Raw genomic sequence first — 13293 nt, 5'->3', positions numbered from 1 at the left:
GGACTTGGCGCCTCGTCGGCAGGGTTTCGAAGTCTCTTGAAACGGCCGGCAGCTGCCCAAACTTGAGCAGTAAAACGCAATCATTGGAGTCCACCATGGCAAGCAGTGCATTCATCTTCGATGTCACCACCGCCGATTTCGAGCAGCGCGTGCTTGCCGCGTCGCACCACGCACCGGTGCTGGTCGACTTCTGGGCGCCCTGGTGCGCCCCCTGCCGCGCGCTCGGCCCCGTGCTCGAGAAACTCGCCACAGAGTTTGGCGGCAAGTTCCTGCTTGCCAAGGTCAATTCGGACGAGAACCAGGCGCTGGCCGCGAAGTTCGGCGTGCGCGGTATCCCGAATGTGAAGGCCGTGGTCGCCGGCGAGGTGGTCGACGAATTCACCGGCGCCCTGCCCGAAGCGACGCTGCGCGCCTTCATCGAAAGCCTGCTGCCCTCGCCCGCCGCGCCCTTGCGCGAGGCGGCGCGGATCGCCCGTGACGCGGGTCGCCTCGACGAAGCACGTTCGCTGCTCGAGCAGGCGCAGGACATCGACCCACGCGACGAAGCCAGCTATTTCGACCTGATCGAGGTGCTGCTCGATCAGCAAGACCTGCCGACCGCCCGCCTGTTGATCGACGGCGCAGCTGAACCCGCCCGCGACGTCGATCGACTCGCTGCCCTGCGCGCGCGCCTTGCCCTGCAGGAAGGCGCGCCGGACAACAGCGAACGCGACGCGCTGGAAGCCCGCATCGCGGCAAACCCCGGTGACCTCGGCGCCCGGCTGGCGCTTGCCCGCCTGCTCTCGGCGCGCCGCGACTACGAGCCGGCGCTCGCGCAATTGATCGAAATCGTGCGTCGCGACCGCAGTTTCGAGGACGACGCCGGACGCCTGATGATGCTGCAACTGTTTGCAGCGATCCCGGACGAATCTTTGGTACGCCGCTACCGTTCGGAACTGGCCGCGACACTCAATCGCTAAAGCCCGCCCACAGGGTGCCGTTATCCGTAGTAGCCACCTGCGCCGGTGGACTATCGATAACGACAAGCTTAAAGCTGGAGGAGCACCCTCATGGGCAACCTGACCGTCAAGGCCAAACTCGGTCTGCTGGTTCTCATCTCGATCGGCACACTCGTACTGGTCGGTCTTTCCGGCTGGGTCGGCATCAGCCGGGTTGGCAATGCGATGACGCAACTGGGCAGCACCCAACTGCCATCTGTGATCGCGCTCTCTGACGTTCGCAGCAACCAGTACGCGCTGTACGCCTACACGCTTGAAGCGGCCACCTGGGAGAAGGAGAAATACGCCAACTCCCAGTTCAAGAACATTCTTGAACGAAAGCAGAAGGCCACCGCGGCCCTCGACGCCGCACTCAAGGCGTACGCGGCTCAGGCGCGCACCGAGGATGAGGACAAAGCGTGGAAGACACTCGAGCCTGGCCTGAAACGCTGGCGTGATTTCGATGTGAAGCTCAACGCGGTGATCACCGACTTGGGCAACAACACAGAGTTCGAACATCAGGCTGAGCTGTTCGAGAAGTACTACTTCTACGTCACCGACTGGAAAGACGCGCAGTACGCAGTCGAGCGCAACCTGAACAAGCTGGTCGAGCTGAACGTCAAGTACGCGAAAGAAGCCGGCGCGTCGGGCGCAACGTCGAGCAAGGCAGCGATCGGCGTCATGCTTACGGTGTTCGCGATCGCCGTTGCGGTGTTGCTGTCCCTCGGCTGGCTCTTCTTCAAGAGCATCACGGGCGCGCTCGACAAGATGCGCCGTGCGATCACCTCGGTCGCTACGAACAACGACTTCACCATCCGTGCCGACGTGACGAGCAACGACGAGACCGGCCAGACCGCCCGTGCGTTCAACCAGCTCGTCGAGCAAATGCAGGAGTCGCTGCGCGAGGTGCTGACCAACGCCGAAAGCATCTCCGGCGCGGCCGGCAAGGCCGCCGAGGCGTCACGCCAGGTCTCCGACGCATCCACCAGCCAGAGTGAATCCGCCTCGGCCATGGCCTCGGCGATCGAACAGATGACCGTCTCGATCAACCACATCACCGACAGCACCCGCGATGCGCAGCACCGGGCCCATGAAGCCGGTACCGCCGCCGATTCAGGCGCCACGATCATTTCGCAGACCAACAGCGAAATGGACCAGATTGCCGGCACCGTGCAGACGGCAGGCGAGACGATCAACGACCTGGGCCGGCAGTCCGACAAGATCTCCGGGATCATGCAGGTCATCAAGGAAGTCGCCGACCAGACCAACCTGCTCGCGCTCAACGCGGCGATCGAAGCCGCGCGCGCCGGCGAACAGGGCCGCGGCTTCGCGGTGGTGGCCGACGAGGTGCGCAAACTCGCCGAGCGCACCCGCAAGGCGACCGAGGAAATCTCGCAGATGGTTGTTACGATGCAGGGCTCGGCCCGCAATGCGGTGTCGGGCATGGATTCGGTCGTGAGCCGCGTGTTCGAAGGCAAGGAATTGTCCGATCAGGCTGCTGCGCGGATGAACGAGATCCAGGGCTCCGCCACCCAGGTCACCGAAGCGATCAACGAGATTTCCGCTGCGCTCAACGAGCAGAGTGCCGCCGCGCAGGACATCGCACGGCAGGTCGAGCACGTTGCCCGCATGAGCGAGGACAACAGCTACGCAGCGCAGGAGACCGCCCGGATCTCGACGGAGCTTGATTCGTTCGCATCCGCACTGCGAGAGGCCGCTTCGCGCTTCAAGGTCTGACGTCCGCCCAGGGCCTGCACTTCGCCGGAGTCGATGCAAGGGGGCTTTGCATGCGCAACATCAGCATACGGATGCGCCTCGGCATCCTCGCATTCATCGCTGTCCTTGCGGTCGGTGCCGCTGCGCTTGGCGGATGGGTGGGCCTGCGCGCGCTCGGTGCCACGCTCGCGGGCGTCACGCAGCAACAGATGCCCGGCCTGGTCGGCCTGCAGCAGGTTCGCGCAGGGCAGGCCCGGGTGATCGAGGCCACGCTTGAAGTCGCCCTGAAAGAGCAGGACATGTACGCGCAGGAGTTCTTCAAGGGGCTGATGGCCCAGAAGGACGCGGCGTGGAGCGAGATCGACGCAGGCTGGAAGGCCTACGCCGCCGCGCCCCGCAACGCTGAGGAAGAGCAGGCCTGGATCGCGCTGAAGAAACCGTTCGAAGCCTGGCGCGAGCAGGACACCGCGCTGAACGAGGTCATCGCCAGCCTCAGCACCAACGATCAGCCGGTCAAACAGCGCGAACTGTTCGAGGCGTACTACAAGCTGATCGACGCCCAGCGCAATGCTGCCAATGCGGTGCGAGGCGACCTCGGCAAACTCCAGGCCCTCAGCCTCAAGCGGATGGCCGCAACCCAGGCGCAGGCCGGCGCCACCGTTTCGCGCTTCAGCGGCTTCGTGGCACTCGTGTCGCTCGGCTCGATTGCCGCCGTCGTGGTGCTTGCCTTTCTGATCGTGCGTGCCATCACCGGGTCGCTCGACGCGATGCGGGGAACCATCGTGGCCGTGGCGGGTAGCGGCGATTTCACGCTGCGCGCCACGGTGCGGTCACATGACGAGGCCGGCCAGACCGCGTCAGCTTTCAATCAGTTGATCGAACAGATGCAGAGCTCCTTGCGTGAAGTGCTGGCGAACGCCGCGCGCATCGCGGAAGCCTCGGACCGGGCCTCTCTGGCAGCGCGGCAGGTCTCAGACGCTTCGGCAAACCAGAGCGAATCGGCAGCAGCCATGGCGTCGGCCATCAAGGAGATGACCGTGTCGATCAACCACATTTCCGACAACACCCGCGACGCTCAGGTCCGCGCCCAGGACGCCGGCTCGGCCGCCGATTCGGGCGCGTCGATCATCGCGCAGACCAACAGCGAAATGGACCAGATCGCAGGTACGGTGCAGACAGCCGGCGAGACGATCAACGATCTGGGCCGTCAGTCGGACAGGATCTCCGGGATCATGCAGGTGATCAAGGAAGTCGCCGACCAGACCAACCTGCTTGCCCTCAACGCGGCGATCGAAGCCGCGCGCGCCGGCGAACAGGGCCGTGGCTTTGCGGTGGTGGCCGACGAAGTACGCAAGCTCGCCGAACGTACCAGCAAGGCTACCGAAGAGATCGCGCAGATGGTCGTCACGATGCAGGGGTCGGCCCGCAACGCGGTGTCCGGCATGGATTCAGTCATCAATCGCGTATTCGACGGCAAGGCGCTTTCAGGTCAGGCAGCTGGCCGGATGAACGAAATCCAGGCGTCCGCCACGCAGGTTCGATCGGCCATCAGTGAAGTCTCTGCGGCCTTGACCGAGCAGAGCGCCGCTGCGCAGGACATAGCGCGTCAGGTCGAGGACGTTGCACGCATGAGCCACGAGAATACCGACGCCGCCGAGCAAACTTCACGTGTCGCCGAAGAACTCCAGGCCTTCGCTGTCGCTCTGCGCGAGGCAGCAAACCGCTTCAAGGTCTGAGCGGCCCTCAGGGCTGGGCGCGCATCAGCTCCGAAACATCCTTCCCATCCACGCGTACGCGCGCGCGCAGCGCGCCGTTGTCATCGGCCGACACGGGATCGATCGATACCGCCCCCGAATCGAGAAGACGCTGCAAGCGCTGGGCGGCATGTTCATGCGTCAGACCGGCGTTCGCGTCGAGCGGCAGACCGTCCACGACGATCTTGCGACCGTTGTGGAAGAAGGTTGTGCCGTCGACCGCATAGGCACGGATCGGCGCGGATCGCGCTTTCAGCGGGGCACCCTCGCTGCCGGCCGCCGCCCCTTCCAGCGAACCCTGCCGGATCGGGCTCTTGCTCACCACCGTTTCTGCCGGCTCGCCGCAAGGCTTCTTGACCTTCACTGACTTGCCCTTGCGCTTCACCGTCTCGTAACAGGTCTTCGACTTGCCCGACGACTTCTTCGACGAAGAGTGGCCGGACTTGTGCGAACCCGACCCGTGAGATTGCTTCTTCGTCGTAGCGTGCTTTCCGCTGGAATGGCTCCCGGCAGACGCCGAATGGGCGTGGTGATGGGCAGCTTCCGCGACAGATGGGAACGCTGTGCCCGCGACCAGGCCGAACATCAGCGCGCACAGCACGGCGTAGGCGCGCCGTGCCAGGGGGGACGATATGAACTTCACGCGATACCTTGCCGGGCGGATCGCCCGTTCGAGTGGATGCAGTGGGGCAATTCTACCGCAGCGGACAGGGCATCCCATCCGCACCGGGGCGGTCGGGCATGCTCGCTTGAAGACGGCGGCGCTTTCCGCCATAGTCCGCGCCTTCCGTTTTTTGCCGCAGAGTCCCGATGCTTCCCCCGATCGAATCCCGCCTTGCCACTGAACTCGGCGCGCAGGCGCGCCAGGTCATCGCCGCCGTCGAATTGCTCGATGCTGGCGCCACCGTGCCCTTCATCGCTCGCTACCGTAAGGAAGTGACGGGCGGCCTAGACGACACCCAACTTCGAATGCTGGAAGAGCGCCTGGGCTACTTGCGCGAACTGGAAGACCGCCGCGCCGCGGTGATCGCCAGCATCGGCGAACAAGGCAAGCTGACGCCTGCGCTGCGCGACGAGATTGAACACGCGGAAACCAAGCAGCGCCTGGAAGACCTCTACCTGCCTTACAAGCAGAAGCGCCGCACCAAGGCGCAGATTGCGCGCGAAGCCGGTATCGAACCGCTCGCCGACGCCCTGCTCGCCGACCCGACGCTGGTGCCGGAAACCGAGGCTGCGCGCTTCTTCAACGCCGAGGCCGGCTTCGCCGACACCAAGGCGGTGCTGGACGGCGCACGCCAGATCCTGATGGAGCGCTTCTCGGAAGACGCTGGCCTGGTCGGCAATCTGCGCGAGTATGTCGAGGCGCATGGCGTCGTCGTCTCCAACGTCGTCGAAGGCAAGGAGAACTACGGCGCGAAGTTCCGCGACTACTTCGACTACCGCGAGCCGCTCAAGGACATCCCCTCGCACCGTGCGCTGGCCCTCTTCCGCGGCCGCAACGAGGACATCCTGCGCGTGAAGCTGGTGCTCGACACCGACCCGCAGGACGGCACCCGCCTCGCCGAACCCAACCCCTGCGAACGCCGCATCATGAGCGCGGCCGGCATCCGCAACGAAGGCCGCGCGGCCGACCGCTGGCTGGTGGAAACCGCGCGCTGGGCCTGGAGCGTGAAGCTCTCGCTGCATATCGAGCTCGACTTGATGGGCGTGCTGCGCGAGAAGGCCGAGGAAGAAGCGATCCGCGTCTTCGCAAAGAACCTGAAGGACCTGCTGCTCGCAGCACCGGCCGGCCCGCGCGCCACGATGGGCCTCGACCCGGGACTGCGCACCGGCGTGAAGGTCGCGGTGGTGGACGCCACCGGCAAGCTGCTCGACACCGCCACGATCTATCCCCACGAGCCGCGCCGCGATTGGGATGGCGCGCTGCATACGCTGGCCGTGCTGGCGAAGAAGCACAATGTGCAACTCATCGCGATCGGCAACGGCACCGCCAGTCGCGAAACCGACAAGCTCGCGGGCGATCTGGTCAAACAACTGCCGGAACTGCACATGACGAAGATCGTCGTGTCGGAGGCCGGCGCATCGGTGTACTCAGCCTCGGAGCTGGCGGCCAAGGAATTCCCGCAGCTTGATGTGAGCTTGCGCGGCGCCGTGTCGATCGCACGCCGCCTGCAGGATCCGCTCGCCGAACTGGTCAAGATCGATCCGAAATCGATCGGCGTCGGCCAGTACCAGCACGACGTCAACCAATCGCGCCTCGCCAAGTCGCTCGACGCGGTGGTGGAGGACTGCGTGAACGCGGTCGGCGTTGACGTGAACACCGCGTCCGCCGCACTGCTGACACGCATCTCCGGCCTCAACACCACGTTGGCGCAGAACATCGTCGCCCACCGAGACGCGCATGGCGCTTTCCGCAACCGCGCTTCGCTCAAGGCCGTGCCGCGACTCGGTGAAAAAACCTTCGAGCAGTGCGCCGGCTTCCTGCGCGTGATGAACGGCGACAATCCGCTCGATGCCTCGGCGGTACACCCGGAAGCCTATCCGGTGGTCGAGCGCATCCTCGCCGACGTGCAACGCAACGTGCGCGAGATCATGGGCGACGCGAGCTTCATCCGCTCGCTTCAGCCGGCGCGCTACACCGACGAACGTTTCGGCCTGCCCACCGTGCAGGACATCCTGAAGGAACTCGACAAGCCGGGCCGCGACCCGCGCCCGGAGTTCAAGACCGCCAGCTTCCGCGACGGCGTCGAAGATCTGAAGGATCTCGTTCCCGGCATGATGCTCGAAGGCGTCGTAACCAACGTCACCAACTTCGGCGCCTTCGTGGACATCGGCGTGCATCAGGACGGTCTGGTGCACGTCTCTGCGCTGTCGAACAAGTTCGTCAAGGACCCCGCAGAGGTCGTGAAGGCTGGCGACATCGTCAAGGTGAAGGTGCTGGAGGTCGATGTTGCGCGCAAGCGCATCGCGCTGACGATGCGACTTGCCGATGAAGTCCAGGCAGCTCGCAAGCAGGAAGGTGGTGACCGTCGCACCAACGCTCCCGCACGATCACCGCGGCGCGACGAAAAGCCGGCGCCGGCCAACGCTTTCGCGAGCGCTTTCGCGAAAGCGCTCAAACGCTGAGCGCGGCGCGCAAACCCATCTGCCGACCGCTGCCGGGAGGTTTCCGCCGCCCGGCAGCGGCTTCGTCACCTAAAATAAACGCGCAGCACTGCCCGGAGTCACACGATGCTCAGCTATCGCCACGCCTTTCACGCCGGCAACCATGCCGATGTGCTCAAGCACTTCATCGAAGTCGAACTGCTGCGCTACCTGAACCAGAAAGAGAAAGCCTGGTGGTACATCGACACCCACGCAGGTGCGGGTGCGTATGAGCTTGATCGCGGTTATGCGGTGCAAAACGCGGAGTTCGAAAGCGGCATCGCGCGCCTGATCAACGCGCCCGATCTTCCGCCAGCGCTGGGCGGCTACGTCGATCTGGTGCGGCGTTTCAACGGGCCCGGACCGCTGCGCTTTTACCCCGGATCACCCTGGTTTGCTGCCGAGTTGATGCGGGATCAGGACCGCATGCGCCTGTTCGAACTCCACCCCACGGACGCTGATCTGCTCGCTCAGAACTTCGAACCCCTCGCCTCGCAACTGATCATCGATTGCGCCGACGGCTTCAAGGGCCTGCGTGCCTTCTTGCCACCGCCCCCGCGCCGCGCCCTGGTGCTGATCGATCCGCCCTACGAAGTGAAGACGGACTATCGCACCGTTGTCAGCGTGCTCAAGGACGCCTTGCAACGCTTCAGCACCGGCACCTACGCAGTGTGGTATCCGCTGCTGCAGCGTCCGGAATGCCACGAACTCCCCAAACAGCTGAAAGAACTCCCGGCAAAGGCATGGCTCAACGTCACGCTGACGGTTCACAAGCCCGCGTTGAGCGGACTGGGCATGCACGGCAGCGGTATGCTGGTACTCAATCCGCCCTGGACACTGAAGACCACTCTGGAGCAATCGTTACCCTGGCTGACCCAAACGCTTGCCCAGGATGGTCACGCGCGCTTTCAACTGGAAACCGGCGGCGACGCATAGGTCAGCGATCGCGGAAATGAAAAAACGCCCGGCAAGCCGGGCGTTTTCAATTTGGCGGAACCGCCGCTTACTTATTCAGTCGGGCGGATATTCGCAGCCTGCTTGCCCTTCGGGCCTTCGACGACGTCGAAGGTCACGCGCTGGTTTTCAGCCAGGGTGCGGAAACCCTTGGACTGAATCGCGGAGAAGTGCGCGAACAGGTCGTCACCACCGCCATCCGGGGTGATGAAGCCGAAACCTTTGGAGTCATTGAACCACTTGACGATACCAGTTGCCATGTCGATGCGTCCTCGAATCGAAAAAATTACTATTTGTGGGGCTGGCGGCCCCGTTGGCACGGAATTCAGGGAGGCAAAGCCGACGAACTTTCACCGTTTCTGGACGGCGGGGTCACGCGCAATTCAACGACCTGGAAATCCTGCTCAAATCATTATGGATGCAGTCCGGCCAAAACGGCAACTGTTTGCGTCCGATCAGGGATAATTGCGTGACATTTCACCCGAATCTGGCATCCCGACGTGATCACGATCTACGGCATCAAGAATTGCAACAGCATGAAGAAGGCGTTCGACTGGCTTGCCGCGAACGGTATCGAGTACCACTTCCACGACTACAAGAAGTCGGGGATCGACGTCGCAACACTGGAACGCTGGGCGTCTGAAGCAGGCTGGAAGAAACTGCTCAACACGCAGGGCCTCACATGGCGCGGCCTCGAGGAATCGGAGAAACAGGACATCGACGCAGCGCGCGCGATTGCCCTGATGGTCGCCAAGCCGAGCCTGATCAAACGGCCGGTCATCGAAGGGGGCCGACAGCTGCTCGTCGGTCTTGACGAGTCCGCCTTTGCGGCGGCCCTGAAGGACTGATCATGGACATCGTGCAACGCTTCATCTTCGAGGAACTCGACGTGCGCGGCGCCCTGGTTCAGCTCGGGCCTGTTTGGAAACAGATCAAGCGCGACCGCGACTACCCGGCCGCTGTCGAGACTCTGCTGGGCGAGATGGCCGCGGTCACGACGATCATCGCTGCCAATCTGAAGACGCCTGGTCGCATCACCTTCCAGCTGTCTGGCCACGGCGCAGTCCCCCTGCTCGTCATCGACTGCTCCGAAACCCTTAACCTGCGTGGCTTCGCCAAATCCGAGGGGCCGATCGTCGGTCGTTCGGTGGGCGAGCTACTGGGCGACGGACGTCTGTTGTTGTCCCTCGACACAAAGAACGCGCCACAGCCCTATCAGAGTTACGTCCCGCTCGAAGGTGAAACCATCGCGGAAGTGTTCGAGCACTACCTGAGACAGTCGGAACAGGCGCCCGCAGCACTATTTCTCGCGGCCGATGGCGACAACGCAGCCGGCTTGTTTCTACAGAAATTGCCCGCCGCCGACGAAAAAGACCCGGATGGCTGGCGCCGGGTTGCCGGCCTGGCACAAACCGTTACGCCAGGGGAGCTTCTATCGCTGGAAGCCCCGGTGTTGCTGCAACGTCTGTTCCATGAAGAAACGCTCAGGCTGTTCGAGGCACGCACTGTTTCCCACGATTTCCTGCCCGACTGGGAGAAGGTACGCGCAACCTTGCGCGCGCTTGGCTCGGCCGAGATCGAAGCCATACTTGCGGAGCACGGCGAGGTGGTCGTGCGCGATGATCTGTCCAACCACGAATACCGATTCGATGCAGACCAGGCGCGCGCGATTTTCAAGTCGCCACCGCCCACGCTGCACTGAGCCTGACGCATCCGGCAGGAATTCCGCCGAGCCGAGCTCGCGTCGATGGTAAACTTTTCAGATCTATTCCCGGCACATGACAGGCATGCAGGCCAATCGCAGCAACGGCAAGACCATTGAATTCAAGGGCGGAACGCTGCAGGCCATGACGGCCATCGTGCGCGACCCCAATGTCATGAAGCTCGCGGACGCGATGCACGCCATGCTCGGCGGAATGGGTGAGTTCTTTGCCGGCGAACCAACGGTGCTCGACCTGACCGGCACCAGCCTTCCCGAACGCATGGACTGGTCTGGCATTGCCAGTCTGTTGCGCCGTTATGGCCTGCAGCCAGTTGCCGTACGCGGCATTCCAGAGGCCCACGGCGACGGTGCCCGCAAGGCAGGTTTGGCGGTACTTTCGGGTGACCTGCGCAACGCACCCGCGGCGGGCGCGAATCAACCCGAACCCGCTGCAGCGCCAGTTGCCTCAAAAGCCGATCCGGAGAGCACGCCCGCATCGGCGAACCGCTCGATGGTCATCGACCGCCCCTTGCGGTCTGGCCAACAGATCTACGCCCGCGGTTGCGACTTGATCGTGGTCGGCGGCGTGAGCAATGGCGCCGAGATCATCGCCGACGGCAACATTCATTGCTATGGCCCATTGCGGGGTCGAGCAATCGCAGGGGCACAAGGCGACCAGAAGGCGCGCATCTTCACCACCTCGCTGGGCGCGGAACTGGTGTCGATTGCAGGCGTGTTCCGTACCTTTGAGCGCGGGCTTCCCGAAGAGGTCGCCGGGCGCGCCGCACAAATCACACTGACAGGGGAAGGGGACAAGGCACAGTTGCGGCTCGACCCGCTGCAGCTTGGCTGACCTATCACCGACCATGCATCCATTACTCGAAGTTGAACTGAAGGGAAGATCGTGAAAATCATCGTGGTGACTTCCGGCAAGGGCGGCGTGGGCAAGACGACCACATCCGCCTCGGTGTCCTCCGGGCTGGCGCTGCGCGGTTTCAAGACCGCTGTGATCGACTTTGACGTCGGTCTGCGCAATCTGGATCTGATCATGGGCTGCGAGCGTCGCGTGGTCTACGACCTGATCAACGTGGTCAACGGCGAAGCGAAGCTGAACCAAGCCCTGATCAAGGACAAGCACTGCGAGAATCTGTTCGTTCTGCCAGCGTCCCAAACGCGGGACAAGGACGCGCTCAGCGAGGAAGGCGTCGAGAAGGTGCTCAAGGAGCTTGAGCACATGGGCTTTGACTATGCGGTGTGCGACTCCCCTGCGGGCATCGAGCACGGCGCGGTGATGTCGCTGACTTTCGCGGACGAGGCGCTCGTCGTTACCAATCCTGAAGTCTCGTCCATCCGCGACTCGGACCGAATTCTCGGCATCCTGCAAAGCAAGAGCCGTCGTGCGAAGGAAGGTCGGGAGCCGGTGAAGGAACACCTCATCGTTACTCGCTATTCGCCCAAACGCGTCGAAGAAGGCGAAATGCTGTCGTACAAGGACGTGCAGGAGCTCCTTCGCGTGCCGCTCCTCGGGGTGATACCGGAATCGGAAATCGTATTGCAGGCATCCAACCAGGGTATTCCGTCGATCCACATGAAGAACACCGATGTGGCGGAAGCGTATCAGGACGTCGTGGCGCGCTTCCTCGGCGAACAACGTGAGTTGCGATTCGTGAACTACGAAAAGCCTGGCCTTCTCAAACGATTCTTCGGTGGAGCTTAATCATGTCCTGGCTGTCCGAACTCTTCACGCAGAAGAAGCCGCGGCCCGCCGACATCGCTCGCGAGCGCTTGACCGTTGTCATCGCACGCCAGCGTTCGGACGACGGCGCTCCGAGCCCTGACTTCCTGCCGGCACTGCAGAAAGATCTCATCGCGGTGATTTCCAAGTACGTCACGGTGAACCCGGATGATATTTCCGTGCAGCTTGAAAAGCAGGACAACTACGAAGCTCTGAAGGTCAATATCGTGCTACCAGAGCACGGAGTAATCAGACAATAACCCTGTGCAGACAGCAAAAAGCGCCGCAATTGCGGCGCTTTTTTGTTCGTGTCGTCGGGAGCGAAATGCTCCCGCCTCAAGGGGCTACTCGCCCAAGCTTCCCTTCGACGATGCTGACCGCATCACCCTTCTTCAGCTTCGGATCGTGCTCTTGCCGCACAACTCCTACCGAACCGTCCGTCCAGCGCACGACAACTTGATATTCGACCTTCGGGACCTCTGCCAATGCGGACCGCGCCTCACTCGCCCCCTTACCAATCGCGGGCGTAGCAACCAACGGTCGGTCAGACATGATGTCCGCACTCCTTCGCGCCGCCTGGCTATCCATCAAGGTCGGCGCTCGTTCCGTTCTCTTTACGGCCGTCACACGCAACACAACGCCACGCCGCCCAACAGCCGCAGGCGCTTCAGCACCTTCCGATAGTTTCTTGTAGTCCTCGCGCGACTGAGGAAGTTTCAAGTCTCCGGCAAAACACGGCACCGCAAACGCTACGCCAAGCACCACGAAAATCAGTTTGCGATCGACCATGCTCCGTCCTCCCCCCGGCAAGCTCGCAGAACGTTAGTCGCGCGGAGCGAACGATAGTAAGTCTTCACCTGGACTTCGCGACAGGACTTCCCCTCGCGTTTGAAAGTCTTGCGTACCACACCATCCCCGCCGGACCGCGTATCAGCATTCGCCCACGAAAGGTGTTTTCCGTCAGGCGCTTGGTCAAAGAGCTCGTTCAGCATTGCCTCATGCTTGCCGCGATCAACCTCTCCGAAATGGGCTGAAGGCACTTCACTGGCAAACTGAAGGTTGAACGCGAGGGCCATGGGTGCAGCAAGCGTGCACACCACAAACGCTACTGCTCGTTGAGATCCACTCATGTGCTCTGACCGAGAAAAGGTTGGACAGTCGAATTCTACCGGGACAACAAGATGTTCCGTCCGCTTGATTTGAGGAGGGAGAGCCGCAAAAGCAAAAACCCCCGCCAACATATGAAGGCGGGGGTTCTGGCATGGGGTAGTCTGACGCTGACCTACTTTCTCACGGGAGACCGCAATATCA

At 62.8% G+C, this 13293-nt stretch carries 13 protein-coding genes; 10 read left to right on the top strand and 3 right to left on the bottom strand.

The window, feature by feature from the left end:
- The first annotated feature begins 95 nt into the window (after positions 1–95).
- The 3 genes from GGR36_RS00065 (at position 96) to GGR36_RS00055 (ending at position 4429) form a co-directional block, all read left to right on the top strand.
- Positions 96–959 (top strand): tetratricopeptide repeat protein, encoded by an 864-nt coding sequence (locus GGR36_RS00065; RefSeq protein ID WP_183630571.1) that lies wholly within the window; start codon positions 96–98, stop codon positions 957–959.
- A 90-nt stretch (positions 960–1049) separates the two neighbouring features.
- A complete protein-coding gene (locus tag GGR36_RS00060; protein ID WP_183630569.1) occupies positions 1050–2714 on the top strand; it encodes a methyl-accepting chemotaxis protein in 1665 nt (554 codons plus the stop codon).
- Positions 2715–2764: 50 nt separating this feature from the next.
- On the top strand, positions 2765–4429 hold the full coding sequence (locus GGR36_RS00055) for a methyl-accepting chemotaxis protein (RefSeq protein WP_183630567.1): 1665 nt from the start codon (positions 2765–2767) through the stop codon (positions 4427–4429).
- 7 nt (positions 4430–4436) lie between these two features.
- Here GGR36_RS00055 and GGR36_RS00050 read toward each other — a convergent pair whose 3' ends face one another.
- Complete coding sequence (locus GGR36_RS00050; protein WP_183630565.1) at positions 4437–5048, bottom strand: hypothetical protein; 612 nt, start codon at positions 5046–5048, stop codon at positions 4437–4439.
- A 209-nt stretch (positions 5049–5257) separates the two neighbouring features.
- On the opposite strand from GGR36_RS00050, the gene GGR36_RS00045 reads away from it, so the two are divergent.
- Both GGR36_RS00045 and GGR36_RS00040 read left to right on the top strand, forming a co-directional pair.
- Positions 5258–7573 carry a Tex family protein gene (locus GGR36_RS00045; protein WP_183630563.1) on the top strand — a complete coding sequence of 772 codons (2316 nt, stop codon included), beginning with the start codon at positions 5258–5260 and terminating at the stop codon, positions 7571–7573.
- A gap of 105 nt (positions 7574–7678) precedes the next feature.
- On the top strand, positions 7679–8527 hold the full coding sequence (locus GGR36_RS00040; protein WP_183630561.1) for a 23S rRNA (adenine(2030)-N(6))-methyltransferase RlmJ: 849 nt from the start codon (positions 7679–7681) through the stop codon (positions 8525–8527).
- A gap of 71 nt (positions 8528–8598) precedes the next feature.
- Here GGR36_RS00040 and GGR36_RS00035 read toward each other — a convergent pair whose 3' ends face one another.
- The gene (locus GGR36_RS00035; RefSeq protein ID WP_183630559.1) at positions 8599–8805 is read right to left on the bottom strand and encodes a cold-shock protein; all 207 of its coding nucleotides are present in this window, start codon (positions 8803–8805) and stop codon (positions 8599–8601) included.
- 240 nt (positions 8806–9045) lie between these two features.
- On the opposite strand from GGR36_RS00035, the gene GGR36_RS00030 reads away from it, so the two are divergent.
- From GGR36_RS00030 to minE, 5 genes are all read left to right on the top strand, one after another.
- The gene (locus GGR36_RS00030; RefSeq protein WP_183630557.1) at positions 9046–9393 is read left to right on the top strand and encodes an ArsC family reductase; all 348 of its coding nucleotides are present in this window, start codon (positions 9046–9048) and stop codon (positions 9391–9393) included.
- 2 nt (positions 9394–9395) lie between these two features.
- On the top strand, positions 9396–10247 hold the full coding sequence (hslO, locus tag GGR36_RS00025) for an Hsp33 family molecular chaperone HslO (RefSeq protein WP_183630555.1): 852 nt from the start codon (positions 9396–9398) through the stop codon (positions 10245–10247).
- A gap of 76 nt (positions 10248–10323) precedes the next feature.
- A complete protein-coding gene (gene minC / locus GGR36_RS00020) occupies positions 10324–11100 on the top strand; it encodes a septum site-determining protein MinC (RefSeq protein WP_244971031.1) in 777 nt (258 codons plus the stop codon).
- 51 nt (positions 11101–11151) lie between these two features.
- A complete protein-coding gene (gene minD, locus GGR36_RS00015) occupies positions 11152–11964 on the top strand; it encodes a septum site-determining protein MinD (RefSeq protein WP_338086596.1) in 813 nt (270 codons plus the stop codon).
- A 2-nt stretch (positions 11965–11966) separates the two neighbouring features.
- The gene (gene minE, locus GGR36_RS00010; protein WP_183630551.1) at positions 11967–12242 is read left to right on the top strand and encodes a cell division topological specificity factor MinE; all 276 of its coding nucleotides are present in this window, start codon (positions 11967–11969) and stop codon (positions 12240–12242) included.
- A gap of 76 nt (positions 12243–12318) precedes the next feature.
- Here minE and GGR36_RS00005 read toward each other — a convergent pair whose 3' ends face one another.
- Positions 12319–12771: a hypothetical protein gene (locus GGR36_RS00005; RefSeq protein WP_183630549.1), complete on the bottom strand. Its 453-nt coding sequence runs from the start codon at positions 12769–12771 to the stop codon at positions 12319–12321.
- Positions 12772–13293: the final 522 nt, after the last annotated feature.

The sequence above is a fragment of the Niveibacterium umoris genome (assembly GCF_014197015.1).
Classification (GTDB): domain Bacteria; phylum Pseudomonadota; class Gammaproteobacteria; order Burkholderiales; family Rhodocyclaceae; genus Niveibacterium; species Niveibacterium umoris.
The sequence above is the reverse complement of the archived record's forward strand: the minus strand, read 5'-3'. Positions and strand labels throughout refer to the sequence as shown.